At 59.7% G+C, this 24,060-nt stretch carries 27 protein-coding genes; 10 read left to right on the forward strand and 17 right to left on the reverse strand.

Annotation, left to right across the window (positions count from 1 at the left end; all coding sequences use genetic code 11):
- The 4 genes from ISX84_RS22445 to ISX84_RS22460 all read left to right on the forward strand — a co-directional run.
- On the forward strand, positions 1-206 hold a 206-nt coding region (locus ISX84_RS22445; protein WP_195822657.1), incomplete at its 5' end, for an FCSD flavin-binding domain-containing protein.
- An 84-nt stretch (positions 207-290) separates the two neighbouring features.
- A complete protein-coding gene (locus ISX84_RS22450) occupies positions 291-722 on the forward strand; it encodes a DUF302 domain-containing protein (RefSeq protein ID WP_195822658.1) in 432 nt (143 codons plus the stop codon).
- 84 nt (positions 723-806) lie between these two features.
- Positions 807-1,868, forward strand: coding sequence for a YeeE/YedE family protein (locus tag ISX84_RS22455; RefSeq protein ID WP_195822659.1), 1,062 nt, complete (start codon positions 807-809; stop codon positions 1,866-1,868).
- Positions 1,869-2,128: 260 nt separating this feature from the next.
- A complete protein-coding gene (locus ISX84_RS22460; protein WP_195822660.1) occupies positions 2,129-2,965 on the forward strand; it encodes a prephenate dehydrogenase/arogenate dehydrogenase family protein in 837 nt (278 codons plus the stop codon).
- A 212-nt stretch (positions 2,966-3,177) separates the two neighbouring features.
- On the opposite strand, the gene ISX84_RS22465 is transcribed toward ISX84_RS22460, so the two are convergent.
- The 8 genes from ISX84_RS22465 to ISX84_RS22500 all read right to left on the reverse strand — a co-directional run bounded on the left by ISX84_RS22465 (position 3,178) and on the right by ISX84_RS22500 (position 8,698).
- Entirely contained in the window at positions 3,178-4,116 is a 939-nt protein-coding gene (locus ISX84_RS22465; RefSeq protein ID WP_195822661.1) for an MBL fold metallo-hydrolase, read from the reverse strand.
- Positions 4,116-5,030 carry an MBL fold metallo-hydrolase gene (locus ISX84_RS22470; RefSeq protein ID WP_195822662.1) on the reverse strand — a complete coding sequence of 305 codons (915 nt, stop codon included), beginning with the start codon at positions 5,028-5,030 and terminating at the stop codon, positions 4,116-4,118. The genes ISX84_RS22465 and ISX84_RS22470 overlap by 1 nt, the downstream gene beginning before the upstream one ends.
- 137 nt (positions 5,031-5,167) lie before the next feature.
- Positions 5,168-6,109 (reverse strand): 3-keto-5-aminohexanoate cleavage protein, encoded by a 942-nt coding sequence (locus ISX84_RS22475; protein WP_195822663.1) that lies wholly within the window; start codon positions 6,107-6,109, stop codon positions 5,168-5,170.
- 3 nt (positions 6,110-6,112) lie between these two features.
- Positions 6,113-6,856 carry a branched-chain amino acid ABC transporter permease gene (locus ISX84_RS22480; protein ID WP_195822735.1) on the reverse strand — a complete coding sequence of 248 codons (744 nt, stop codon included), beginning with the start codon at positions 6,854-6,856 and terminating at the stop codon, positions 6,113-6,115.
- The gene (locus ISX84_RS22485; RefSeq protein WP_195822736.1) at positions 6,853-7,143 is read right to left on the reverse strand and encodes a 3-hydroxyacyl-CoA dehydrogenase NAD-binding domain-containing protein; all 291 of its coding nucleotides are present in this window, start codon (positions 7,141-7,143) and stop codon (positions 6,853-6,855) included. Before ISX84_RS22485 ends, ISX84_RS22480 begins: the two co-directional genes overlap by 4 nt.
- Positions 7,118-7,504 (reverse strand): SDR family NAD(P)-dependent oxidoreductase, encoded by a 387-nt coding sequence (locus ISX84_RS22490; RefSeq protein WP_195822742.1) that lies wholly within the window; start codon positions 7,502-7,504, stop codon positions 7,118-7,120. The genes ISX84_RS22485 and ISX84_RS22490 overlap by 26 nt, the downstream gene beginning before the upstream one ends.
- A 4-nt stretch (positions 7,505-7,508) precedes the next feature.
- On the reverse strand, positions 7,509-7,862 hold the full coding sequence (locus ISX84_RS22495; RefSeq protein WP_195822664.1) for a cupin domain-containing protein: 354 nt from the start codon (positions 7,860-7,862) through the stop codon (positions 7,509-7,511).
- Positions 7,862-8,698, reverse strand: coding sequence for a cyclase family protein (locus tag ISX84_RS22500; protein ID WP_229884507.1), 837 nt, complete (start codon positions 8,696-8,698; stop codon positions 7,862-7,864). Before ISX84_RS22500 ends, ISX84_RS22495 begins: the two co-directional genes overlap by 1 nt.
- Positions 8,699-8,915: 217 nt before the next feature.
- Between ISX84_RS22500 and ISX84_RS22505 the strand changes: the two genes are divergently transcribed.
- On the forward strand, positions 8,916-9,686 hold the full coding sequence (locus tag ISX84_RS22505) for an IclR family transcriptional regulator (protein WP_195822665.1): 771 nt from the start codon (positions 8,916-8,918) through the stop codon (positions 9,684-9,686).
- 347 nt (positions 9,687-10,033) lie between these two features.
- Here the strand turns inward: ISX84_RS22505 and ISX84_RS22510 are convergent, their stop codons facing one another.
- From ISX84_RS22510 to ISX84_RS22545, 8 genes are all read right to left on the reverse strand, one after another.
- On the reverse strand, positions 10,034-11,263 hold the full coding sequence (locus ISX84_RS22510) for a rolling circle replication-associated protein (RefSeq protein WP_195822666.1): 1,230 nt from the start codon (positions 11,261-11,263) through the stop codon (positions 10,034-10,036).
- Between the two features lie 368 nt (positions 11,264-11,631).
- Positions 11,632-12,297 (reverse strand): M15 family metallopeptidase, encoded by a 666-nt coding sequence (locus ISX84_RS22515; RefSeq protein WP_195822667.1) that lies wholly within the window; start codon positions 12,295-12,297, stop codon positions 11,632-11,634.
- Positions 12,275-12,841: a hypothetical protein gene (locus ISX84_RS22520; protein ID WP_195822668.1), complete on the reverse strand. Its 567-nt coding sequence runs from the start codon at positions 12,839-12,841 to the stop codon at positions 12,275-12,277. The genes ISX84_RS22515 and ISX84_RS22520 overlap by 23 nt, the downstream gene beginning before the upstream one ends.
- Positions 12,842-12,902: 61 nt before the next feature.
- Positions 12,903-14,507: a hypothetical protein gene (locus tag ISX84_RS22525; RefSeq protein ID WP_195822669.1), complete on the reverse strand. Its 1,605-nt coding sequence runs from the start codon at positions 14,505-14,507 to the stop codon at positions 12,903-12,905.
- 118 nt (positions 14,508-14,625) lie between these two features.
- Positions 14,626-15,504 (reverse strand): hypothetical protein, encoded by an 879-nt coding sequence (locus ISX84_RS22530; RefSeq protein WP_195822670.1) that lies wholly within the window; start codon positions 15,502-15,504, stop codon positions 14,626-14,628.
- A gap of 149 nt (positions 15,505-15,653) precedes the next feature.
- Complete coding sequence (locus ISX84_RS22535) at positions 15,654-15,812, reverse strand: hypothetical protein (protein WP_195822671.1); 159 nt, start codon at positions 15,810-15,812, stop codon at positions 15,654-15,656.
- A 190-nt stretch (positions 15,813-16,002) separates the two neighbouring features.
- Positions 16,003-16,212 carry a hypothetical protein gene (locus ISX84_RS22540; protein ID WP_195822672.1) on the reverse strand — a complete coding sequence of 70 codons (210 nt, stop codon included), beginning with the start codon at positions 16,210-16,212 and terminating at the stop codon, positions 16,003-16,005.
- Between the two features lie 149 nt (positions 16,213-16,361).
- Positions 16,362-16,889 carry a cyclic nucleotide-binding domain-containing protein gene (locus ISX84_RS22545; RefSeq protein ID WP_195822673.1) on the reverse strand — a complete coding sequence of 176 codons (528 nt, stop codon included), beginning with the start codon at positions 16,887-16,889 and terminating at the stop codon, positions 16,362-16,364.
- A 119-nt stretch (positions 16,890-17,008) separates the two neighbouring features.
- On the opposite strand from ISX84_RS22545, the gene ISX84_RS22550 reads away from it, so the two are divergent.
- The 5 genes from ISX84_RS22550 to ISX84_RS22570 are packed head-to-tail and all read left to right on the forward strand — an operon-like array spanning position 17,009 to position 23,523.
- Positions 17,009-17,521: a flavodoxin family protein gene (locus tag ISX84_RS22550; protein ID WP_195822674.1), complete on the forward strand. Its 513-nt coding sequence runs from the start codon at positions 17,009-17,011 to the stop codon at positions 17,519-17,521.
- Positions 17,522-17,580: 59 nt separating this feature from the next.
- Positions 17,581-18,288: an ABC transporter ATP-binding protein gene (locus ISX84_RS22555; RefSeq protein ID WP_195822675.1), complete on the forward strand. Its 708-nt coding sequence runs from the start codon at positions 17,581-17,583 to the stop codon at positions 18,286-18,288.
- Between the two features lie 6 nt (positions 18,289-18,294).
- Entirely contained in the window at positions 18,295-20,658 is a 2,364-nt protein-coding gene (locus ISX84_RS22560) for an ABC transporter permease (protein ID WP_195822676.1), read from the forward strand.
- Positions 20,659-20,662: 4 nt separating this feature from the next.
- Complete coding sequence (locus ISX84_RS22565) at positions 20,663-21,874, forward strand: efflux RND transporter periplasmic adaptor subunit (protein ID WP_195822677.1); 1,212 nt, start codon at positions 20,663-20,665, stop codon at positions 21,872-21,874.
- Positions 21,871-23,523 (forward strand): PHA/PHB synthase family protein, encoded by a 1,653-nt coding sequence (locus ISX84_RS22570; protein WP_195822678.1) that lies wholly within the window; start codon positions 21,871-21,873, stop codon positions 23,521-23,523. The genes ISX84_RS22565 and ISX84_RS22570 overlap by 4 nt, the downstream gene beginning before the upstream one ends.
- Here ISX84_RS22570 and ISX84_RS22575 read toward each other — a convergent pair.
- On the reverse strand, positions 23,520-23,873 hold the full coding sequence (locus ISX84_RS22575) for a phasin family protein (protein ID WP_195822679.1): 354 nt from the start codon (positions 23,871-23,873) through the stop codon (positions 23,520-23,522). The two genes, ISX84_RS22570 and ISX84_RS22575, sit on opposite strands and share 4 nt — an antisense overlap.
- Positions 23,874-24,060 lie beyond the last annotated feature (187 nt).

Raw genomic sequence — 24,060 nt, forward strand, 5'->3', positions numbered from 1 at the left:
CGGCGAAATTCTCCAACACCTGCTGGTCGCTGATCGACGCCAATGACGGGGTGAAGGTGGGGGCGACCTACGAGGCGACGGCGGAGAAGATCGCCAAGGTGGACGGGTTCATCTCCGCCACCGGCGAAAGCAGCGCCCTGCGCCGCGCGACCTACGAGGAATCCGAAGGCTGGTACAAGGGGATCACAGCCGACATGTTCGGCTGACCCGCGCGCCGGGCTGACCTGGATCAAGGGCAGGCCCGGCGCGACATGTTTGACTGGGGCCACCCTCATCTGGAAGGAGAGACTATGAGACGTTTCATGCTTGCCGCGACGGTTGCCCTGATCGCGGGATCGGGCCAGGCGGCGGATCAGGCGGTCACCCACGCCTTTGACGGCAGTTTCGAGGATGCGGCCTTTGCCGTGGAAAGCGCCATTGTCGGGCGCGGGCTGGTCATCGATTATGTCAGCCACACCGGCGAGATGCTGAACCGGACCGGCGCGGATGTGGGCAGCACCAAGGCGTTGTTCAATGAGGCGGATATTTTCCTTTTCTGCTCGGCGCAGGTGTCGCGGGCCGTGATGGAGGCGGACCCGATGAACATTGCCCATTGCCCCTATGGCATTTTTGTCGCGGATCAGGCGGGCGCGGTGATGATCGGCTATCGTACCTACCCGCAGGGCGAGATGCAGCAGGTGCAGGCGCTTCTGGACGAGATCGTGCAGGAGGCGCTGGAATAGCCAGGCGGTGCTGCCTGCTTGACCCACATCAAGGTGTATAGCGCCCCGTTTCGGTAGGCCCGTTCTGACGGGAAAGGTCTGGCGATGGTGGAAACCCTGATTGACCGGTTCGGAGATGGGGCCGTGCTGATGATGGCGGGGGCCGTGGTTGGCGTGCTCTTTGGCGTCGCGGCGCAGCATTCACGGTTTTGCCTGCGCGCGGCAACGGTCGAGCTGTCCGAGGGGCAGGTCGGGCCGCGCCTGTCGATCTGGTTTCTGGCGTTTTCCGCGGCCGTGCTTTGCGTGCAGGGCGCGATTTCTCTGGGGTTCCTCGATGTCTCCGAGGCGCGGCAGCTGGCCGCCACCGGCAGCCTCTCCGGGGCGGTGATTGGCGGGCTGCTCTTTGGGGCGGGTATGATCCTTGCGCGCGGTTGCGTCAGCCGTCTGCTGGTGCTTTCGGCCACGGGCAATTTGCGCGCGATCCTGACGGGTCTGGTGCTGACGCTGGTGGCGCAGGCCGCGCTGCGTGGGGTTCTGGCCCCCCTGCGCGAAGGTCTCGCGGGGCTGTGGTTGATCGACGGCGGTGCCGCGCGCAGCCTGCTTGCGCAGCTGGGGGTGAGTTCCACTGCGGCGGCGATATGCGCCGCGATTGCGCTGATCCTCACCGTTGTGCTGGCGGTGGCCAGCCGCCTGCCGGTGACCCGCATGATCGCTGCCGGATGTGTCGGCGTGGCGGTCGGCCTGGGGTGGATTTTCACCTACACAATTGCCCAGAGCTCTTTCGAGGTGATCGCGGTGTCGTCCATCACCTTCACCGGGCCCTCGACCGACACGCTGATGGGGCTGGTCAATGCGACCCGCTTGCCGCTGAGCTTTGGGGTCGGGCTGGTGCCGGGCGTGTTTGCCGGGGCCGCCCTGATGGCACTGGCCTCGGGGGAGGCGCGGATTGAGCGGTTTGGCCCCGACACACCGATGGAGCGCTACCTGATCGGGGCGGTGCTGATGGGCTTCGGCAGCATGCTGGCGGGCGGCTGTGCCGTGGGCGCGGGCCTGTCCGGCGGGTCGATCTTTGCGGTGACCGCCTGGGTGGCGCTGCTTTTCATGTGGGTGGGGGCGATGCTGACCCACCGGCTGTTGCAGGTGCGCGTGAGCGGCTACAGGGTTTGACTTTGGATCAGACGCTGCTGGCCCGTCTATGCCAAGCGGAGGTTTATGGCCGCGCAGCGAATGTGTCTAAGAGCCCAAAGTTCCAAATGCTGCGCCATGCGCCAATGGCAGTTACCGTATATCGTTGACGTTGCTCGCATTAGTGCACTATCACTGCGGCCATGATGAAATTGTTCTTCGCATTGCAGGGCTATTATCCCCAGCTTCCATAGCTGCGGGTCATTCATCATTGGTTTTCCGCTGCCCTGACAGCGGTCAACATGCAAAACGACCTTGTGCCGGGCGGTACATTCAAAGGTCGAAAAATGAACAACAAAAGCAGAAGTCAAAACAGGTCGCTCGGCATCGTGGGATTTGGCGCGTTCGGACAACTTGCAGCCCGTCATCTTGGTCAGCATTTTGAGATAATGGCCTACGATCCGTCCCCGGACATTGCCGTGGCCGCAAAGCAGCTCGAAGTACGACTGTCATCTCTGCACTCGGTGTCGCAGGCTGACGTTGTCCTCATTGCGGCACCAGTGTCCTCATTCGAAGGGGTTGTCAGCGAGATTGCGGTTGCTTGTAAACCTGACGCACTGATTGTCGATGTCGGCTCGGTCAAAGTCGCTCCTTCCGAAATCATGCGGCGGCTGCTTCCGAACCACGTAGATATCGTTGCGACTCACCCTCTGTTCGGTCCTCAAAGTGGCAAGACAGGTATTGAAGGTCTGAAAATTGCGGTCTGTCCAATTCAGGGTAAACAACATGCGAGGCTGGCTGCGTTTTTACACAAGGTTCTGGGGCTGTCAGTCATCATGACAACACCAGAAGATCACGACCAAGAAGCAGCAGTTGTCCAAGGGCTCACGCATCTCATCGCCAAAGTGCTGTTGGGAATGGGCCCGCTGCCAACGTGCATGACAACGAAGAGCTTTGACCTGTTATCTGAGGCGATTTCCATGGTGCAGGATGATGCCCCGGAAGTATTTGAAGCGATTGAAAAGGCTAACCCCTACGCCGAGACCGTGAGACGACAGTTTTTTGACTTGGCCGCGAGTTTGAGTATCGAACTGGAAACAGCATCGAGAATACCATTGCACAATGAAACCGGACATTGATGGCGCAGCATCTAACGGCAGCAAAGTCCCGCAAAGCAGATGTAGAACATACTTTTTGCAACGGTGGGTTCGGGCGACATCGCTTTCCAGTGGCGGACTATTTGCCAAAAGGATCAAATCGTTCTTTCGGTAGGATGTTCCGGGAGTTGAAAGCCTATGGATTGGCGGGCGTCCAAGGGTCACACTACGTGGCGTGCAGGGGCGACACCGGCCTATTCAAACTCCATCTGCTCAAAGACCCGGCCCGCGTTCTTGGTCGCCAGCTCCTCGAAGGTGTCGAGATGGGCATAGGGGGATTGATCAACGTAATAGGCCTCGGCCAGCCCGCCGCCCGCGTCGATATGGGCGCCGATCTGGGTGCGCAGGTATTCCAGATAGCCCTTGGTGTAGCGGCGCACCTGATCCATGTTGGTCGGATGGCCGTGGCCGGGGATGACATAGGTGGCCTCCAGCGCCTCGAAGGCGTTGTCCCATGTGTCCAGCCAGTCGGCGGCATAGGTGTGCTCGAAAATCGGCAGCATGCGTTCGTGAAAGGCCATGTCGCCTGAGATCACGAGGCTCTGATCCGGCAGCCAGACCACGATGTCGCCCGGGGAATGGGCGGGGCCGAGGTAACGCGCCTCGATCCGGAACGCGCCCATCTCGACGGCATATGTGTCCTCGAAGGTCTCTGTCGGGCCCTGCAGGGTAGTGCCCTCGGCCCGGTCGCGGTTGTAGCGTTTCATGCCCTCCAGGATGCTGCCGCCGTAGTCCGCAATTTCCGTGGCGGCATCGACATGGGCGACGATGGGCACGCCCTGTTCCGCCCAATAATTGTTGCCGAGCATGGCGTGGCCCTGACCGTTTTCGTTGAAGACCAGTTTCACCGGCTGGTCGGTGATCGCCTTGATTTCATTGTGCAGGGCAGCGGCGAGCCCATAGGCGGCCCCGGCGTTGATCACGACGACCCCGTCGCCGGTCACGATGAAGCTGAGATTGTTGTTATGGCCCGCGTTTTCATAGGTCGGCGGGGCGGTGGCGCCGATGGCGGAGAAGACGCCGGGGATCACCTCCACCGGTTTGTCATAGAGCAGCGAGGCGGGGTATTTGTCCGCGATGTCCTCGCTGGCATAGGCGGATGTGGCAAGCAGAAAGGGCAGGGTCCAGCGCATTACGCGTCCTCCGGAAGAAAGCGATAGGTCGCGCCGTCGCGGGTGACGCGCCCGAGGCCGCCGTGGGGCAGGTGAAAGCCCATCAGCGGGATGTCATCGGTTGCCAGGTGATCCAGCAGCCGCAAGCGGGTCGCGGCCCCAAGGTCCGGGTCCTGATCGGCCCCGCTGGGCCAGTCGGGGCGGGCAAAGGCCACGTGATGGTTGCCGATGGCGTCCCCACCGACCATGACCGCCTGCGTGCCGTCGCGGATTTCAAACGCCATGTGACCGGGGGTGTGGCCGGGCGTGCCATGGGCCAGGATGCCGGGCAGGATTTCATCACCGCTGTTGAACAGGCTGATCTGATCCTCGACCGCCTGCAGCCTGCGCGCTGCCCCCACGGCAAAGGAGGCGCGGGCCTCGCCGATAGTGGTGACCGTGTCGGGGTCGGTCCAATAGGTCCATTCCGCTTGCCCGATCATCAGCTCCGCCTGCGGAAAGACCGGATCGTCGAAGTCATCGAGGATCCCCCAGAGGTGGTCGGGATGGGCGTGGGTAAAGACCACATGGGTGATGTCTTCGGGGGCGACGCCCTGTGCGGCGAGACTGTCAAGGAGGGCCCCGGCGCTCGGCATGAACCCCGCGCCTGCGCCCGCGTCGAAGAGGATGATTTTGTCATCCTGACGCAGCAGTGTCAGGTTGCAAGGGGGTTTCAGTTGGTCGGCGGAGACACCGTTTTTGGAGAGGATCTCCTGCAGCGGTTCTTGGGGCAGACCGTCAAAGAACATCGATCCCGGCAGTACCAGATGGCCGTCGCTAACGCTGGTGATGTCAAAAGACCCCAGCTGCAGCGTCTGGGCGACGGTGTAGAGAGGTGTGGCACAGGCCGCGCAGCCGCCGAGACCCGCAAGGACCTGCCTTCTGTCCAGTTTCATGCCGCCCTCCCAGACAAATTCTATTTCATGAATATGACATGGGAAAGACGGGGAACACAAGCCTTGCGTTGGCGGTCAGCTTGGTGGAAGTGCCGCTGTTTCGACGGGGCGCAAACCACCCCTGGACGGACCCGGGATCAGAACGCCACGCGGTCGCCGCCCTTGAGGTCCAGCATCGCGCGCGCCTCGTCCGGGGTTGCGACCTCGCAGCCCAGATCCTCGACGATGTGGCGTATTTTCGCGACCTGCTGCGCGTTGCTGTCCGCCAGTGTTCCGCGCAAGATAAAGAGGCTGTCCTCCAGCCCGACGCGCACGTGGCCGCCCATCTGACTGGCGGTTGTGGCCAGCGTCATCTGCGCCTCGCCCGCGCCCAGCACGGACCAGCGATAATCCTCGCCAAAGAGCCGGTCTGCCGTGCGTTTCATGAACACCAGATTGTCGACCTCCGCACCGATCCCGCCCAGGATGCCAAAGATGAACTGGATGAAGACGGGCGCCTTGAAGAGCCCGATATCCATGCAGAATTTCAGATTGTAGAGATGCCCCACGTCGTAGCATTCATGCTCGAATTTAACGTCATGGGGACTGAGCGTTTCTGCGGCCTCGCGAATGTCGCGGAAGGTGTTGCGAAAGATGTTGCCGTCCGAGTTGGCGACATAGTCCTTTTCCCAGTCGAATTTCCAGTCGTCATCGCCATAGCGCCCGGCAAGCGGATGGAAGGAGAAGTTCATCGATCCCATGTTCATCGAGCACATCTCAGGGGAAAACGTCTTGGCCGGGGTGATTCGGTCCTGAATGGACAGGGTCAGGGAGCCGCCGGTCGAGATGTTCACAACCGCATCGGTCGCCTGTTTGATGCGCGGCAGAAAGGGGGCGAAGTCATCGACATTCACAGAGGGCGACCCGGTGTCGTTGTCGCGGGCATGCAGGTGCAGGATGGAGGCGCCAGCCTCTGCGGCGGCCAGCGCCTGTGCGGCGATATCGTCATAGGTATAGGGCAGGGCGTCCGACATGGTGGGCGTGTGAATCGCCCCCGTCACGGCGCAGGTGATGATGGTTTTCTGTTTCGCCTTGGCCATGGGTCAGCCTTTCTTGGGGGAGGGTTTGACGCGGAAACAGAGCGGGAAGAGTTCGACGTCGAACCGGCTGCGGATCAGGCCCCAGAGGCCGGTCGGGGCCTTCAGCATGATCACGATGGCCACGGTGCCGAGCACGATGAGGTAGATCGTCCCGAGGTCCGCAAGGGTTTCGCGCAAGAGAAAGAAGATCAGCGTGCCGATGATCGGTCCTTCGATGGTGCCGATGCCGCCGATCACCACGATGAAGATCACGAAGGCCGTCCAGTCGTTGACCGAAAAGGCGGCGTCCGGCGAGATGCGCAGTTTCTGCAGGAAGATCAGCGCGCCGATCATGGCCGTCAGCGCGGCGGTGACCACGTAGACGATGAATTTCGTGCGCCAGATGTCGATGCCAAGCGAGCCTGCGGCCAGTTCATTGTCGCGAATGGCGGTCAGGGCCAGCCCGTTGCGCGACCGCAAAAAGAGGTAGACGGCGGCGATCACGAGGACGGCGGAGCCCATGGCGAGCCAATAGCTCAGGTGTTCGCGGCCCGACCGCGAGGCGGCCAGGGATCTGACGATGCCCACCGGCAGCGATGATCCGGACCCGCCCCCCAGTGCGGAGACCTGGGCAAAGGACAGGCGGAACACCTCGGCGATGACCCATGTGCCGATGGCGAAATAGGCGCCGCGCAGCCGGAAGATCAGAAGGGCGACCGGCACGGCGATGAGCGCGCCCGGCGGATGCAGGCCACCAAAGATCGTCAGCGCAAAGCGTCATCTGCAGCGGCATCCTCTGTCCATTCGGTACAGACAACCTTCACCAGTGGGATCATATGGGGCGAGGTCCACCAATGGGTGCCAAGCGCGCGAGATTTCAGACGCAGCCCGCCGATGATCCCGGTGATCGGCATGACCGAGGTGTTGGACGTTAGAGTGCAGCTCTCCGGGGCGTGTTCCTCGACCTCGGCAAAGATCTCTTGCTTGAGCGCCAGCTTTTCCGGGCGGCCTCGCAGCCAAGCGCCTTGGTCATCCCGTCCACCGCCGCCCTTGATGTATAGCCTGCCGGGTGGCCCAGAAGACCACGGGCGGAGGAGACAATGACGATCTTGCCACCTCGTTCATGCCCGAGGCGACCACCAGAATGTCGAGCTGGCCGAAGGTTTGAACCGTTTCGGCCACCATGTTGGCGCAAGCGGTCTCGCTGTCGGGCCGCGCGTTGATCTGGTGAACGGGGCCGGTGCATGTCGCGGCAACCTCGGCCATCGCAGTGGCATTGCCTGCGGCCAACACCAGTTTGCAGCCCGCCCCCGACAGGCACTGCGCAGCGACCGCGCCGAAAGCGCCGGAGGCCCCGGTGATCAGCGCCACCTTGTCCGTCACGTCGAACATCGAAAAGGGATTGTCGAGCGCCATGGGTCTACTCCGGCCTTTTGCCATCGGGATAGGGGATCACGACCAGCATTTTGCAGATATGGTTGGATTTGTTCTCGATGCGCCGCCGTTCACCCAGGGGGATGGTGCAGCTGTCCATGGCGGCCAGAACGGTCTCCGTGCCATCGACCTCCACGGTCATCTCCCCTTCGAGCACGACGTAGACCTTTTCAAAGGGTGTGCTGTCCGGGCCCGCACCGCCGCCGGGCAGGAATTGCGAGAACCCGACCCACTGGTTTTCCGGCCCGCCCTCTTCGAACCCCTGCAGCCGCAGGCCTGCGACCCCCCAATGGTTGGGGGCCTCATAGGGCTGTGCCTCGGAGAAGCGCTTGAGGTGCATCAGAAAGCCTCTCCGGCTTCGATGCGGTAGGCCTGCGCCGTGTCGGTGATCGCAACCAGGCGGATGATGCAGCCATCACCGCGGTCCCAGTTCCAGGGGAAAAAGGCAAAGGTCACCCGTTTGCCGGTCACCGCATCCAGATCACCGCCGACGTTTTCAATGCCCAGGATACCATTGGAGAACAGCGTGTTGTGGACAGGTTCCCATTCCGGGAAGTCATCTTTCCAGTCGTTGCCGCCGGACCATTCCTTATACTCTGCCTCCAGATGGGGCAGGATCGGTCCGTTGCGCTGCGGGCCGATCGCGGTGGCCAGCGGATGGTCGTTTGCCTGGGTATCGTGGCCAACCACCTTGACGCCTTTCTCCACCATCCAATCGGCGGCGGATTGCACCAGACCGGGGCAGTAGGCAAAGTAGTCACCGTCTTCATATTGCTTGTGCCAGCCGGTATTGATGATCAGCACATCGCCTTTCCGGATCGCGTGCCCGCAGGCCTGCTCCAGATCGCCCCCGGTGATCGATTCCCACTTCTTCTTGGGGATCGACACCACGATACCGGTGCCAAAGAAATGCGGCAGCGGCACCTCGTCGATAAAGGGCGTGCCCTGCACCACATGCGCCGGTGCGTCGATATGGGTCGTCACATGCATCGTGGTCGTGATGGTCTGGCTCAGCACGCCCGACTTAGCCATGTAGTGTTTCCGCTCGATGGCGACGTCCTTGAAGTAGGGCCAGTTCGGGCATTGATAGCCGAACCGATGGCTGAGGTTCACGAAAGTCAGCCCCATGTCGTTGTCGTCATTTGCCTGAAACTCAATACCGCGGATTTCCACCATGGAGTCACGTCCTCTGTTCACTGCCGGGCAGTGTGGGTTGGTTTTCGAATGTTCGGTTGGGCCTCCCAGCCTCGATGCATATTTTGATACACATGCACCGTATCGCGGTCAATATAAAATTACGATACGGTATTTCTGTACCGTATCGTGGGTATTTATCTTGACACCAGACGCAACAAGCGGGAGACCTAGGTTGTGACACATCCCCGGAGATCCCATGAAAACGGAAGAATTTGACAGCGGCAGGAGTGGCATCCAGGTGATTTCCCGCGCCGCGACGGTGTTGCGCAGCCTCAAGGAACACCCGGAAGGTTTGAGTCTGGGCCAGATCGCGGCTGAAGTTGGTTTGCCACGCTCGACGGTCCAGAGAATCGTCGGAGCGCTTCAGACGGAGCGATTGCTGATTTCAAATGCATCCGGTGGCGGCGTCAGACTGGGCCCGGAGCTTGGCGCGCTGGCAGAGGCCGCGCGCTACAACACGGCCGAGCAATGCAGATCGCTGCTGAGTGATCTGACGCAGGCGACGGGCGAGACCTCCGATCTTTCGGTCCTGCGCGGGGACAGGATGATTTTCATTGATCAGGTGCCGGGCACGCATCGGTTGCGCACGGTGTCGTCGGTGGGTGAGGTTTTCCCGATCACGACAACGGCCAACGGTCGGGCCTGCCTGGCCAGACTGCCGCGGGACATCGCGCTTGAGCGGGCGCACTCCGAGGCCGGTCGCAACGGTGTTGATTTTGACCTTCAAGAGTTTAGCGCGATGCTGGATGAGGTTACGAAAACCGGTCTTGCCTATGACAACGACGAGCATTCCGACGGTATTTCCGCGGTGGGCTTTGCCTTCGAAGACTTGGCAGGAGACCTGCACGCCATTTCTGTTCCAGTCCCAACCACGCGGTTTCTGCGGCAAAAACCCGAGATTGAAGCGGCCGTTCTACGCGCCGCGCGCGCCGTTGACAAACTCATGCAAAGCAACCGTTCCAAATAGCGGACCGTCTGATCCTTTTCCGGAGGCAGACGCTGCTGGGAACCACGAGTGACACATAATGAGAATTAAGTTAACACCAATGAGTAGTTATCTTATGGTGTTTACGCACATGAGGCAGGGCCATTTGTGCGAGATTGAAGTTATGCACCTTCAATGTCATGGTTAAAGCTGACTAGATGTAGCTTGTCAACGTCTTTCGCACCATGGAACGTATTTTCTTGAACCACCTTTTCCGCGCGTGGCTTTTTTTGGGTCCGGCATGGTTTTGCAGGTCTTGCGCGCCTTGACAGACGAATGCTTTTCAGCATGCAAGGTTCTGCTTTTACGCCGGAACGCAGGGGAGGGGGCTAGTGCCCCAATCGCCGGATTGCGCGGGGTTTGCGTTGTGGTGGTTTCTGTTCTTTGAACGATAGCGGCTTTTTTTGGCCGCTTGTATTTTTGGGAGTAGGTGCGTCGGGTTGGCAGTCCAATACGTGCCTTTCGACGTGAGACATTCGATACCCGAGACGTTGAAGGTTTTGGAGAGCTTCGTCTACGTTTGTTGCGTGCCATGGGTCATGGTCCTCAATGTATACGGCGGCGGTGCCGTCGATGTGTTCAACAAGGATGTACTTGTTTTCGATGTCGAGAATGTGCCTAGTCTCGTACAGGCCATCGAGATGCTGTTGAAATTCATCATATTCAGCATCAGGAGTAGAACGGGGCGGACGCTTTTGAGCGATATGCTCCGCCCATCGCTCATCGGTCCAATCAAGATCGAGATCGATAAGCTTGTCCTCGCGCTCTAGAAGTAGCTCCGAATAGGGAGGCAGTGAGCCGCGAGAGATGGACCAGAGGGCGCGATAGGCGTCAAGGTAAATTTCCGCCATACGCCCTTGGAGGTAGAAGCCCTTACGCTTGCCCTTTCTGTCAAAGACATCGGCGAAGGCGTAATCAAGAGATCGCGGAGCGAGAGACTGCTTAACGTGGGCGTCAGCAAGCTGCATGAAGAAATCATGGCCCAACGGGGGCTTTTTGGACATAGCAAGATGGGTCCGATGAACCTCAAGATTAAGGTCCTTGAGGACGTATTTCAGGGCGTAGGCGAATGCGCCGTAGTCAGGAGCCTGAAAATAGGACAAGCCATGCGGCCAGCCTGACCATTCAATACGGTCCCACTTTTCAACAGCTATGTAAATTTCGTGGGGTTTACGGTCGATTTTGGTTGGCGAGACGGGCAGGAGGTTGCCCGATATGAAAAGAATAATATGCCAATGAGCACGACCGTTGTTTGACCCATATTCGCCCGTGACGAGATACCGGACTTTGCGCTTGGGTTCCCCACGCTTGGTTTTACGAAGTCTCTTGAGAAACTTCTGAATATCCGAGTAGACGAGGGCTTGGGCGTGGGGGTTATCTTCCCCACCGCCGTAGGTTAAAGTAACAGCCAGCGTTTGTTCGCTGGTGTTTTGTTCGGCAATGCAGCGACCTACTAAGTCGTTCACACGGTTGGCGCGGCATTGCCAGCAATAGCGACACGCGACCATCTGAAAAAACGGGTGTTCGTCGATGTAAAGCTTACAGGGTGAAATGCACATCAAATCTTACCTCGCTTAAGCCATACGGGGATTGAGAGGTTGCGGGAGCGGAAGTAGGAGAGCGGGAGAACTTGACCGCCCCGCTTGAGAACAAGAGCATTGCTGCGCTGGACGCACAGAGAGGCGCGCGAGGGTTTTGCGGTTTTTTTGGTTGTCGGTGTCACTAATTGCATATCCCAACAAGAAGGGGGGAGGTTGCGCCCGCCCCGCGTCGATGAGAGCGACGGGGGCGGGCATCTGGACCCGCTGTTGCGGCTGAGAGGCGCTAAGGCGCGTCCAGAAGAGGGTGGCATACTGTGAGTGAGTGCCTCCGGCACTGAGGCCGGAAGGACACCACGTTTCGGCGCAGGAGTGCGCGATACAGTTGCTTAGAGTGGAGTGCGGCTTTGCTTGTGAGCGCGCAGCTTCGCAGCCAGAGGCCGGGAATAGGCGTTAGCGTTGAACACCTTTTCGCCGTCCCTGATCTTGCGCCAGTCCTTGAGTTGCCAGTGAGCAGGGTCCCAAAAGGACCAGTCGCCACCCCACTCAATGGGGATGTTGGCTTTCCGGGCAACCTCTTTACCAATCACGCCAATGAGCCGCCACTTGCGTTCGGCCATCTGCGGATCATCGTCCAATTCCCAATGATAGAGGGAATGCACGATATCGACAGCGAGGCCGTAGTTGTGCGGAGACGAGCCGGGCGGGGCCTTGGAATTGCCGCGCCGATAAATCGCACGTTGGGTGGCGGCATCGCGCACAAAGCAGTGGGCATAAAAAGAGAACCCACGCGCCTCAAGCTCTTTGTGAAACTTGCGGTAGAATTCCACAATCAGAGGGTGCGCGCCCTCGGTGGAAACCTTAAGTGCTTGTTGCTGATGCAGTTTAGACTTGACAAGCGCCATATCCCTAAGGGAGAGTGCAGCAGCTTGATACTTCTGCGGTTTCCTTTGGACGGGAGATTGACTTTGTTGGGCTACGGGGGAGCGTTGCACCGCTCCCCCTTTGAATTGGCGGAGGAAAGCCATGAGACTACTCCTTAACATCTTGATCATCGGGTTTCTCCTTTACTGCCTTTTCTTGTTTGCCTTTCTCGGGAACTTCATCTGAAGACGGGTTATCCTCAATGACCGAGTCGGGGTCCGGCTTGGGCTTGGCATCCTCGCGAATTTGACGCAGCGTCTCAGCAAGCATTTCATCACGGCGGCGCTCATTGAGCTTGGCCATGTACATCATGCGGTCGAGTTCAGTATTGCGACGGCCTTGCGGGATCGGGTTGGTGTAAGCTTCCTCATCCGTCTTTTCGACAAGATGAGAGGCGGCAGGACCCTTGACGTACATCTGAGCGCCCATTTCAGAGCGAAACTGGACGTAGACAGGGATGGCCGTAGAGAGAGAGCATTGGAAAATGCCATAGCAAGAAGCGACAAGAACGGCATCCTTCATGTCTTCGGTAAAGGAAGCCCAGACGGTGCATTGGTCCGTTGAGTTGACTGTGAACGCGACGGTGCGCGCACCATTCGGGCAGTCAAAAGCCAGTTTGTCGCTGGAGAGCATAAGCTCCCATCCGACAGGTGATTTGATATCAAAGATTTTCACGTGGTTTTCCTTTCGATGAGTGTGTCAGAAATCGTCAAAGACGATTTCTGACAGAAGTTGATTAGGCGGACTGATCGATACGCGTATCGTCCGCCTGCTCGATGAGAATATTGTAGTCATCTGTGTTTTCTTCGAGGCGCTTACCGCGCACCATGTCGGTGATGATGCGGCAGGAACCGATAGTATTGATTTCGAACGGTTCCGCTGTAGCATCCGCGAACACCTTGTGGTGCAGGTTGTTCGCAAGATAGAAATCGGAGGTAAGCGCAGGATCGACGGTTTCGACAGCCCAGATTTTCTGGCGATTTTCATCGAAGGGATCGCCAAGCTGGCGGTAGTATTTGCCACCGATGTTGACGAGAGAGCGATCCCAGCGGCTGTTGAGGTAGGAGTACCCAAAGGTACCATCCGGGTCGGTCTGTTCGACGTCCACGTCCTTATTCTGGATGACATCGACCTTTTCAGGATCGAGTTCATCGCGGGTGGCAGAAGGCCAATCGTCAGGGTCCATGGTATGGAGGAAGTGATCCCGCTGACGCTCGAACAACTGTTCGGGGACAATCTCACTGACGATAAGAATGATACCGCCGGTGTTCATAGGCGGGGTACGGATGGTGAGATTGAGCATGGTCTCACCGGTAGTGACACTCTTTTCAAGGTTGCCACTATCGGTTGCCCAACGCCGATTGTAGCCAATCAGCGTGGTCTTGCGATCAAGAACAATGGGCTGAGACAGTTGGGCGTCGGGGACGCGGATGCCATCCATAAGCATGTCGATGATATGGTCATCATCCAGACCAGCGTGCTTTTTACGCTGCGTGGCCATCCAAGCGGTTTTCTTGGCCAGTTCGATGTTTGAAAGAGAGAGCTTAACACCGTCCTGGGCGAGTTCTGCATAAATGGCAGGCAGTCCGCCAGCGTCCTGAAACGTCATGTTGGTACCAGACCAGCCGGTGACCTGCCTATAGCCGGTTTCGGTCTCGTACATGTCGCGGGCGACAGATGCGGTAGTACCGTCAGAACCGATACCGGAAACACGAACACGCTCCGCAATTCTGAGTTCGACCTCGCCGTCAATCGCAGCCTGATCGAAGTCAGGGACGATGGAGCGGAAAGTGGTGTTGCGCCACTCGCAATTGGCAAGCGTGGTGTCGAGGGGGGTGCGTTGAGGAAGTTCCTTTGAGATTTGCTTACGGCGGAAATTGACCCAGCAGTTATACGCCTCGACAAGAGCGGAGTTGATGGGATCGCCCTGTTTGGCATGGATACCCATGGTGCGGAAAATCTCGGCATTGCGATCAAAGTTGATCGGCGCAATGAAGGGGACAACATCGCCACCTTCTTTATCCGGCTCGCCCTTGTAGGACCGGTTGAAACGGTCAAGGGAGCCCTCGAAGCGTTCGAAGGCAAGGAAGGGGACGAACACAGCGCGGGTGGTAACCGCGACAGGGTTCATGAGGGTTTCCACGGTTTCTGTCATGTCGATTTTGACGCGGATACGGGACGAGCCGACTTGTTCCTCGCGAAGAAGGGGAATATAGGCATGGGGCACAACCTTACCCGCGAAGCAGGAGGTCTGGCCCCGGATTTCATTGGGGCGGATCGTCTTTGCGACACGCCGTGCAACGGCAGACGTGGTGTCTGTGAAACGAGAGTTCATTTTCATTTGAGTGCCTTCTTTTTCTTGGCGTTAAGCAACAGTCGTTTGTTGCGGTTGGGGGTGAAGTATTTGCGCAGAGCCTTGCGGATACGCTTGCGGCGTGCGCGGCAGTTCGCGCAGGCCATTAGTGCGAAGTCATCGCGGAACCCGCGCGACCCTTGGTGGTGTTTTTGGAAGGAACCCCAAGCCTAGGGGGAATGACCTTGCGCACGGCTTGCTCGAAGGTCAGAGAGGCGTCCGAGCCGTAAAGCTCGTGAACCTTGTCGGCGACCTCTTTGCCGTGTTTACGGACAATCTTTTGAAGCTTGCGATTGTACCCGAAGTCGCGGAGGGTATTGACAACGCCACCGACCTCTTGAGCAACATCGCCATACCGCGCCTCCGCCATTTCAGCATCGGGCGAACGAGGATCGATGTAGCTTTGAGCATCAATGTGAGATGCATTGGTTGTGGTCGCGCGACCGGGATCAAGAAGGGGTTCGAGACCCTCTTGATTGCGGGACTGGGTGGTCACCTGCTGGATATCGTAGCCGAAGCCCCCGAGAGGGGCCTTATTGCGACGTTGCAAATCCTTAAGTTCCTCGCGCATCATTTCGACGCGCAATTCGTCTTCTTCGGATTTGTTAAAGAGCGGCTCGTTGTTGTACCAGTTGGTAACAGAGCGCTCCATGGCTTCGGTGACGAAGTCACCGGACGCGAGGGCAGGGGGTGTGACAGCGCCACCGGTGAAACCCTGCCCGCCAGTGTACCCAAGGACGGTCAGGGGATTGAAGCCGTTTTCACGGGCCTCTTTGGAGAGCCTGCCAAGGTCGAGCTTATTAAGCTCTGACTGGTATTTGGCAAGCTCCAGTTGGTTGCGGTAATTGCGGTCTGAGGTTCTGGAAGCAGAACTGCCAGCCCGCTTGCCGTCGATCAGCGAGCCGATGCCGCCGCCAATCGCGCCGCCGGTGGGACCTCCGAAAAATGTCCCACCGATCTTGCCGAGGGTTGAAAAGAAACCCATTATTCTGCCTCCAACATACGCCGGAGACGGGCGTAGGTAGCTGTGGCCCTCGCAGCGTCAATATCGGCAAGGCGAATAGGACCGGGCTGTTTAATCTGCTCAGATAGCTGATTGATCAAACGGTTTAGCTGAGCGCTATCCATGGGAGATTACCCCTTGCGGTTGAGATGAGAGAGAATAAGATCAAGCGCGACCCCGGCTAGCGCGGTGAGACCCGCGACGATGGTTGTCGTGGTGTCGCTGTTGACGCCCAGACCCACGAGATAGGCGCCGAAGGCCGTTCCGGCGCGACGGAGGATGGGAGACATAATTTCGGTTATGATAACTTTACGCATTGGGTTGCACCCCTCTGGTTAGCGAGGCCACAAGATATAGTGTCAAGCGGCGTTTTCTGCGGTTTACTCACCCATGGGGCGAGTTGGACGGGTTGAGGTGCATAATGAGAATTATGTAAATTTAGTTATCGCATCCCGTTCATCTTGAAATGAACACTCATTGCTAGACCGGAAAATTGCCCTCATCGAAGGGATCGAATTCAGGGTCTTCCGGCACCACATCCGGTTTTGGATCTTCCGGTGGCGTCGGTGTGGGGTCCGGGTCGACAGGCTGCGGGTGTTCCGGCGACGGCGGCGCGGGCGGCGGGTCCGTGGGCATCGGCGTTTCGGAGGGTGGTTTTTCAGGTGGCCGTTGCAGATTTCGGGCAACCATAGCGGATCCTTTGCTGTCTGTTGCCTGTCCAATGTACCCGCCATGCCGTCGCGCCGACTTGATTGGGATCAAGGCTTGCTGTCCCTGTGTCCGTCTGAAGTCTGTTCGCCTGACCAACGGCGTGCATCGGTCCGATGCTACATCATCGTCTAGTGCAGCGATCCTCTGGTGCTGAGCGACAATGCGCGGCCCCAGCCCAGTTCCGACCCGGTCAGGACAATCTCCGACGGGACGCGAAAGGTCTCGCCGATCCCGGCCAGAAGGTCGGCGATTTGCCCGGAATAGATGCCAAAGACGACGGCGCGAAACTGTTGCGACAGGACCATCAGCCTGTCGAAATCATCACGTCCGACAAGCAGTGCCCCGACAGCCGTCTCTGCCATGGCTTGCGCCCTGCGGTGGTTCAGCGGGATCAGACAGGGCGCTGTCCAAAATGCTTTTTCATCGGACCAGACGCTATAACGGGCGCTGTTCTGCTTCTCTCTGCCCGTGTCCTCCACGCGGAGAGTGCCGGACAGCAGCAGGCAGATCGCGTCGGTACGCCCATCGGGATCAAAGACATAGGCCCCGCGTGGAACCTCAACAAAACGCCCGCGTTGCGCCAGAAACCGCAACACCTTTTCCGACCTGATCCCAAGCCGTTCGAGCTGCGTGTGGCGTGGTGATTTCGACTGCATGGTCTTCATCCGTTTTCGGCTGTTGATAGGCCGGGTTTTGACGCCGCTTTTTGATATTTATCAACGCCGTGGTGCACCTTCTCTGCGAGGGTTTTGCAAACCTCATCGGAGATGCCCCTATGAAACCCTACCACCCGAAGACCGGCATTGTGTATTACTCGCGGACCGGCCATTCCCGGCGCATGGCCCTAAAGCTGTCGAACCTCCTCAACGGCAGCCTGGTCGAGCTCAAGGCACCGGCCTATACCGCCGGTTTTCTCAGCTATCTGCGCGCCGGTTTCGACAGCGTGAGACAGCATTGCGTGCTGGGCCCGCAATCTTTCACGTCGCTGACGGAGTATGACCGCATTGTCCTCTGCGGGCCGGTCTGGACCTCATACCCTGCGGTACCGCTACGGGCCTTGCTGCGCTCTGATGTGGATTTGCCCTATACGGTTGCGATGTTTCTGACCAGCGGGGCGCATTCACCGCCGCACAAGGCGTTTACGGCGGGCGAGGCCGATCTAACCCACAGGTTTGTGGCGACAGCATGCGTTGCCAATGCGGATGAAGGCGGCGACGAAGAAGCCCATATCATCAAGCGGTTCCTGAGAGATCTCGAGGATGCGCGCGCGTCTTCTTACGGAACTTGATATCCATCAAGTTGCGCCCGTCCGCTGCCCTGTATCACCCGGGTGAGCAGGAGACGCCCGTGGCAGACATTATCTTCAAGACGCAAGGTGTCACCAAGGTTTACGACACCGGTGAGCTTAAGGTCTACGCGCTCGATAGCGTCGATCTTGAGCTCTTCAAGGGTGAGTTGACGGTGCTGCTCGGCCCCTCCGGCAGCGGGAAATCGACGCTGCTCAACATCCTCGGCGGGTTGGATCATGCAACGGACGGGCGGGTCTGGTTCGATGATCTGGAACTGACGGATATGTCCGACCGGGGCCTCACGCGGTACCGCCGCGATCATGTCGGTTTCGTCTTCCAGTTCTACAATCTGGTGCCCAGCCTGACGGCCCGCGAAAACGTGCAGCTGGTAACGGATGTGGCCCCGCACCCGATGCCTGCCGAAGAGGCGCTGGACCTCGTGGGTCTGGGCAAGCGCATGGATCACTTTCCGTCAGAGATGTCAGGGGGTGAACAGCAGCGGGTCGCCATTGCGCGCGCCATCGCCAAACGCCCGCAAATCCTGCTCTGTGATGAACCGACCGGCGCGCTGGACAGTACCACAGGTGTGCAGGTCTTGGAGGTCTTGCGCGACATCAACGAACGCTTTGGCACCACCACGGTGGTGATCACGCATAACGCGGAAATCCAGCGCATGGCGCATCGGGTGATCTTTTTCCAGGATGGCAAGATCAGCGAGACCCGGATCAATGCCGAACGGCTCGCCCCGTCCGAGATCGCGTGGTGATCCGCCATGCAGGCGATTGACAAAAAACTGCTGCGCGATTTCAGAAGGCTCTGGATGCAGGCGATTGCGATTGCGCTGGTCCTGGCCTGCGGGGTGGCGATCCTGCTGACCTCGGTGGGGATGTATTCGGCGCTGTCGGAAACCCGGACCGCCTATTACGAGCGTAACCGGTTTGCGGATGTCTTTGTGCACACGACGCGGGCCCCTGAATCGCTACTGCCTGAGATTGCCCGGATCGACGGGGTTCTGAATGTCGAGGCCCGGATTTCAGGCGATGCGATCCTCGACATTCCCGGACGGGTGAAAACGGCCGTGGGCCGGGTGCTGTCCTACCCCGAAGACCGGGAGCCGGTTCTGAACGTGCCCCTGCTGGTGCAGGGCCGGTTTCCCAATCCGATGGTGACGGATGAGGTTGTGGTCAACGCCCCTTTTGCGGAGGCCAACGGGTTTGAGCCGGGGGATAGTTTCAGCGCCAACCTGCGCGGGCAAAAGCGCGCGTTGACGATTGTGGGCACCGTGCTGTCGCCGGAATTTGTCTATACCATCGGGCCCGGTGCCCTGATGCCGGACAACACATCCTTTGGGATCATCTGGATGTCGGAACGGGCTGCTGCGGCGGCCTTTGACATGACAGGCGCGTTCAATGACGTGGCGATTGCGGTGGCTGCGGGCCTGCCCACGGCCCCTGTCATCGATGCGGTGGATGACCTGCTGGAGCCCTACGGCGGCTTCGGAGCGTACGACCGGACCACGCAGCAATCCGATGCCTTTCTGGATGCCGAGATCAGCCAGCTCAAGGGGATGGCCGCGATCCTGCCGCCGATCTTCTTTGGCATCGCGGGGTTTCTGGTCAGCATGGTGCTGAGCCGGATCATCGCGCTGGAGCGTAGCGAGATCGGACTGTTGAAGGCCATCGGATACTCCAACACGGAGGTTTGCCTGCACTATCTGATGCTGGCTGGGCTGATTGCGCTGGCGGGGGTCTTGCTGGGCTGGGGCGCAGGGACAGTGCTGGCCCGCAGCATGGCCAACCAATACGCGCAGTTTTTCAATTTCCCCTTCGTGATTTTCCGGGTGTCTTATTGGGTCTATGCCGCAGCGGGTCTGGCTGGGCTGGCGACCACCAGCCTGGGGGCTGCGCATAGTGCGCTGCAGGCGGCGCGGCTGGCCCCGGCCATCGCGATGCAACCCCCTGCCCCGCCCCGGTTCAAACGTTCGGTCATCGACGAGATGATGGCCCGCCTGCGTCTGACGCAGCCGACAATCATGATCCTGCGCAGCCTCTTGCGCTGGCCCTTGCGCAGCTTTCTGACCTCGCTGGGGCTGGCGCTGGCCGTTGCCTCGGTCATTGCGTCGATCTTCATCAATGATGCGCTGGATGAAATCGTCGACCTCGCTTTTTATCAGACCAACCGTCAGGACGCGATGCTGATCTTTTCCGATGATGTCCTTGAAACTGCCTTGGAAGAGGCCCGCACCCTGCCCGGCGTCCTGCAGGCCGAAAGCCAGCAGTTTCACACCGCCATCCTGCACAAGGGGCATCTGTCGAAACGCGTGGCCGTCGAAGCGCGCCGCCCCGGCACGGATCTCAGCCGCGTTATCGATGCCTCGGGCCGTCTGATGACGGCGCCGCCGGGCGGGATTCTATTGTCGCTTCGTCTTGCCGATCAGCTGGACGTGCAGGCCGGGGATGTGATCGAAGCAGAGTTCCTCAGCGGCAGGCGCGAGACCTTCGATCTGGTGGTGACCGGGTTGGTGGAGCAGCATTTCGGGCTGGGGGCCTATATGGATCTGGCGTTTCTGAATGCGCTCTTTCGGCAAGCGCCGCAGCTGACGACGGTGAATGTGACGCTGGATGACCACCAGACGGAGGCGCTGCACAAGGCGATCAAGGAATTGCCCGAACTGTCGGGCCTGATCGAGATGACCGAGAACCGGCAATCGTTTCAGGACACCATCGACCAGAATGTGACCGTGATGAACACCATCTACATCGTGATTGCCGTGCTCATCACCGTCGGCGTGACCTATAACGCCGCGCGCATCCAGCTGTCGGAACGGGCGCGCGAGCTGGCCAGCCTGCGCATCCTCGGGTTCGACCGGGGCGAGGTGTCCTACATCCTCGTGGGGGAAATGATGCTGATCGCCCTGATCGCACAGCCCTTTGGCTGGCTGATCGGGGCATGGATTGCGCGCACGATGACCAATGCCTTTACCAGCGATGTCTACGCCATTCCGCTGGTGTTGCAGCCCGCCACATTTACCAGCGCCAGTCTGGTCGTGCTGACCGCCTCTTTCGTGTCGGTGATGATCGTCCGCCGGCGGCTGGATCGGCTGAATCTGGTCGCCGTCATGAAGACAAGGGAATGAAATCATGACCTATTCTACACGTACGTTGGTTTTGATCGGGTTCGGCGTCGCCGTGGTGTCCGGGCTGGCCTACGTCAGCTTTCGCGAGGACCCGGTGCCTGTGGACCTCGCAGAGGTCACGCGCGGCCCGCTGGAAGTGACGATCAATGCCGAAGGCGAAACCGAAGTGCGCGACCTCTTCGAGGTGGCCTCTCCCATTGCGGGCACGGCGCTGCGGTCCCCCGTCGAGGAGGGCGACAGGGTGCGGGCGGGCGAAACGGTTGTCGCCATCGTGCAACCCGCGTCCTCGGGCTTGTTGGACGCCCGCACCCGGCTGCAGGCCGAGGCCACCTTGCAGGAAGCCCTGGCAGCGCGTCACGTGGCGCAGGCGGATTTGCGACAGGCCGAGGAAACCCTCAGCTTTGCCCGGTCGCAGTTCGACCGCACACAGGCCCTGGTCAACCGGGGTGTCGCCTCGATCACCAAGCTGGAGGATGACACCCAGCGTCTGGCGGTTGCCGAGGCCGCCGTGCAGGCCGAAGAGGCGCGGATCGAAATGGCGCAAGGCACGATCGAACGCGCGCGGGCGAGCCTGCTGGAAACCGATGAAACGGACCACCGGCCTGCCAGCTGCTGCGTTGAACTGAGGGCCCCGGCGGATGGTGTCATCCTGTCGGTGGGCGCCATCAGTCAGCGCCCGGTGTCCATTGGCACCCCGCTGGTCAGCATCGGCGATCCGGAAGACCTCGAACTGGTGGCCGACATCCTGTCCCATGATGCGGTCCGGTTGGAGGCCGGGGCGCTGGCCTATGTCGAGCGCTGGGGCGGCGACAAGACGCTGCAGGCCCGGCTTGACCGTATCGACCCCAAGGCGCGCACCAAGGTTTCCGCTCTGGGCATCGAAGAGCAGCGGGTGGACGCCTATTTCACCCTGACCAGCCCGCGCGCGGATCGGCCCAATCTGGGGGACGGCTTCTCCGTCTTTCTCAGGATCGTCGAATGGCATGCGGATGATGTGCTGCAAATGCCGCTGAGTGCCGCCTTTCGGGATGGGGCGGATTGGGCTGTGTTTGTCTCGAACGGTGGGGTGGCGGAGAAACGGACCGTGACGCTGGGCCGCCGCAATGCGCGGGTGACCGAGGTTCAGGGCGGTCTGGACCCCGGTGAACAGGTCGTCACCCATCCCAGCGATGCCATTTCAAGTGGCGTCACCCTCGTTGAAAGGTCGCAACTATGACGGATGCATCCGCAAAACAGCACAAGCTTGACCCCAAGTGGCACGCCGCCTTTGGTCAGCTGACCGGTGGGTTGTCCCCGGCGGCGCTGGCCACGGCCTATCTGGATTGGTCGCTGCACCTGATGGCCTCGCCGGACAAGCAATCGGACCTGCTGAAACTCGCGATATCGCCTGCCGCCGATGCCGATCTGTCGCAGGATCCGCGGTTCCGGCACCCGGCGTGGCAGATGTTTCCCTATAATCTGGTCGCACAGGGGTTCATGACCACGCAGACCTGGTGGGATACGGCAACCACCGGCATGCCCGGCGTTGATCCGAAACATGCCGAGATCGTGCATTTTGCCGTGCGGCAGTGGCTGGATATGCTTTCGCCTGCGAATTTCGCGGGCAGCAATCCGCAGGTTCTGGAACGGACGCGCGAGGAGCTGGGTCAGAATCTGGTCCGTGGCGCGCGCTACTGGATGGAAGATTTCAACCGGCTGATCTCCAACCAGCCGCGCCGTAGTAGCAGCCATCGCGTGGGGGAAGATCTGGCGACCACACCGGGGGATGTTGTCTTCCGCAATGGGTTGATCGAGTTGATCCGCTATCATCCCACCACCGACAAGGTGCGCCCGGAACCGATCCTGATCGTGCCGGCCTGGATCATGAAATACTATATTCTGGATCTCACGGCGCAGCGGTCCCTGGTGGCCTACCTGCGCGATCAGGGGTTCGAAGTGTACATCATTTCCTGGAAAAACCCCGACAAGAGTGATGCGTCCCTCTCCATGCAGGACTACGTGGATCTTGGTGTGCGGGCGGCCATTGCGCAGATCACATCCACCGGGGCCAAGCATCTGCATGCGGCGGGCTACTGTCTGGGCGGGACCTTGCTGGCGATCACAGCGGCGGCGATGGCGCGCGATGGCGATGACAGGCTGCGCACGGTCAGCCTGCTGGCCTCGCAGGTCGATTTCTCCGAGCCGGGGGAATTGGGCCTCTTCATCAACGAAAGTCAGATCGCGTTTCTGGAAGATATGATGGCCACGCGCGGCTATCTCGAAGCGGATCAGATGGCCGGGGCGTTTCAGTTGCTGCGCTCCAACGATCTGATCTGGAGCCGGGTCATCAGGCACTATCTTCTGGGCGAACGCACGGCGGACAACCCGCTGATGGCCTGGAATGCGGACGCGACCAGAATGCCCGCCACAATGCATTCCGAATATCTCAGGCGGTTGTTTCTGAACAACGATCTGGCCAAAGGCCGGTTCGAGGTGGATGGCGCATCCATTGCGTTGACGGACATCCGCGCGCCGATCTACAGCGTGGCGACGGAAAAGGATCACGTCTCGCCCTGGACATCGGTGTTCCGACTATCTCTGCTGACGGATACGGATGTTACCTTTGTGCTGACCAACGGCGGCCACAACGGCGGTATCCTGTCTGAGCCCGGTCATGCGGGTCGGCATTTCAGGCATGGCCATAAGGTGGAAGGGGATGCGCATATCACTGCGCAGGACTGGTTTGATCGTGAAACCCCACAGGACGGATCGTGGTGGGAACATTGGTCGGGATGGTTGAAAAAACGAAGCGGCGATCCCGAAGATCCCCGCTCGTCACGCATCACCGTTCTGGACAAAGCGCCGGGGCGCTACGTTTTTGGTTAGGACTTGCTGTTCTGATCCTTGAGGTTTGCCGCAAAAGTCTTGGTGCCCATCTCGACCAGCTTGCCGGTTTCGGCCTGATACTGATCCAACGCTTTCTGGACGAACTCGGTCTGGATCGCCTGAAGCTCGGTCATGTTCTTGCAATGCAGGATCTCATGCTGGGTCTTCACGTCTTCCTTGATCCGATCTGCGACGAAACTGGCCACTTCGGCCCCCATGTCGCCCATGGTCTCGATCCAGGCGCTGCTCATGCCAAGCATATTGCCGAGCCCGGCTTCCTGCAGTTGGGTGAACGCGGCCAAGGGCGCTTCGCTCAGGGATGAAGGTGACTTCTCTGCCTTATTTGCCATGTCTGGCCCTCCTATTTTTGATAGCTCGCCTCAATCCTAGGTCCCGATCCTGCTGTTTGATTGACATTGCTCAATCCGGCGTGCTGGGCGCGGCGCAGATCGGCGCGCAAGCGCTCAGACGGCAATTGCCGGAGATCACAAGCGCCCGGTCTCTTGAGAAAAGTCAATGAACACACATCCTTCGCCG

The sequence above is a fragment of the Roseobacter sp. MH60115 genome, assembly GCF_015644665.1.
In the GTDB taxonomy this organism is placed as follows: domain Bacteria; phylum Pseudomonadota; class Alphaproteobacteria; order Rhodobacterales; family Rhodobacteraceae; genus Roseobacter.

Coding starts and splice junctions, on each gene's coding strand:
- ISX84_RS22450 (WP_195822658.1), top strand. CDS start 291: ATGAGACGTTTCATGCTTGCCGCGACGGTTGCCCTGATCGCGGGATCG.
- ISX84_RS22455 (WP_195822659.1), top strand. CDS start 807: ATGGTGGAAACCCTGATTGACCGGTTCGGAGATGGGGCCGTGCTGATG.
- ISX84_RS22460 (WP_195822660.1), top strand. CDS start 2,129: ATGCAAAACGACCTTGTGCCGGGCGGTACATTCAAAGGTCGAAAAATG.
- ISX84_RS22465 (WP_195822661.1), bottom strand. CDS start 4,116: ATGCGCTGGACCCTGCCCTTTCTGCTTGCCACATCCGCCTATGCCAGC.
- ISX84_RS22470 (WP_195822662.1), bottom strand. CDS start 5,030: ATGAAACTGGACAGAAGGCAGGTCCTTGCGGGTCTCGGCGGCTGCGCG.
- ISX84_RS22475 (WP_195822663.1), bottom strand. CDS start 6,109: ATGGCCAAGGCGAAACAGAAAACCATCATCACCTGCGCCGTGACGGGG.
- ISX84_RS22490 (WP_195822742.1), bottom strand. CDS start 7,504: ATGGCGCTCGACAATCCCTTTTCGATGTTCGACGTGACGGACAAGGTG.
- ISX84_RS22495 (WP_195822664.1), bottom strand. CDS start 7,862: ATGCACCTCAAGCGCTTCTCCGAGGCACAGCCCTATGAGGCCCCCAAC.
- ISX84_RS22500 (WP_229884507.1), bottom strand. CDS start 8,698: ATGGTGGAAATCCGCGGTATTGAGTTTCAGGCAAATGACGACAACGAC.
- ISX84_RS22505 (WP_195822665.1), top strand. CDS start 8,916: ATGAAAACGGAAGAATTTGACAGCGGCAGGAGTGGCATCCAGGTGATT.
- ISX84_RS22510 (WP_195822666.1), bottom strand. CDS start 11,263: ATGTGCATTTCACCCTGTAAGCTTTACATCGACGAACACCCGTTTTTT.
- ISX84_RS22515 (WP_195822667.1), bottom strand. CDS start 12,297: ATGATCAAGATGTTAAGGAGTAGTCTCATGGCTTTCCTCCGCCAATTC.
- ISX84_RS22525 (WP_195822669.1), bottom strand. CDS start 14,507: ATGAAAATGAACTCTCGTTTCACAGACACCACGTCTGCCGTTGCACGG.
- ISX84_RS22530 (WP_195822670.1), bottom strand. CDS start 15,504: ATGGGTTTCTTTTCAACCCTCGGCAAGATCGGTGGGACATTTTTCGGA.
- ISX84_RS22535 (WP_195822671.1), bottom strand. CDS start 15,812: ATGTCTCCCATCCTCCGTCGCGCCGGAACGGCCTTCGGCGCCTATCTC.
- ISX84_RS22540 (WP_195822672.1), bottom strand. CDS start 16,212: ATGGTTGCCCGAAATCTGCAACGGCCACCTGAAAAACCACCCTCCGAA.
- ISX84_RS22545 (WP_195822673.1), bottom strand. CDS start 16,889: ATGCAGTCGAAATCACCACGCCACACGCAGCTCGAACGGCTTGGGATC.
- ISX84_RS22550 (WP_195822674.1), top strand. CDS start 17,009: ATGAAACCCTACCACCCGAAGACCGGCATTGTGTATTACTCGCGGACC.
- ISX84_RS22560 (WP_195822676.1), top strand. CDS start 18,295: ATGCAGGCGATTGACAAAAAACTGCTGCGCGATTTCAGAAGGCTCTGG.
- ISX84_RS22565 (WP_195822677.1), top strand. CDS start 20,663: ATGACCTATTCTACACGTACGTTGGTTTTGATCGGGTTCGGCGTCGCC.
- ISX84_RS22570 (WP_195822678.1), top strand. CDS start 21,871: ATGACGGATGCATCCGCAAAACAGCACAAGCTTGACCCCAAGTGGCAC.
- ISX84_RS22575 (WP_195822679.1), bottom strand. CDS start 23,873: ATGGCAAATAAGGCAGAGAAGTCACCTTCATCCCTGAGCGAAGCGCCC.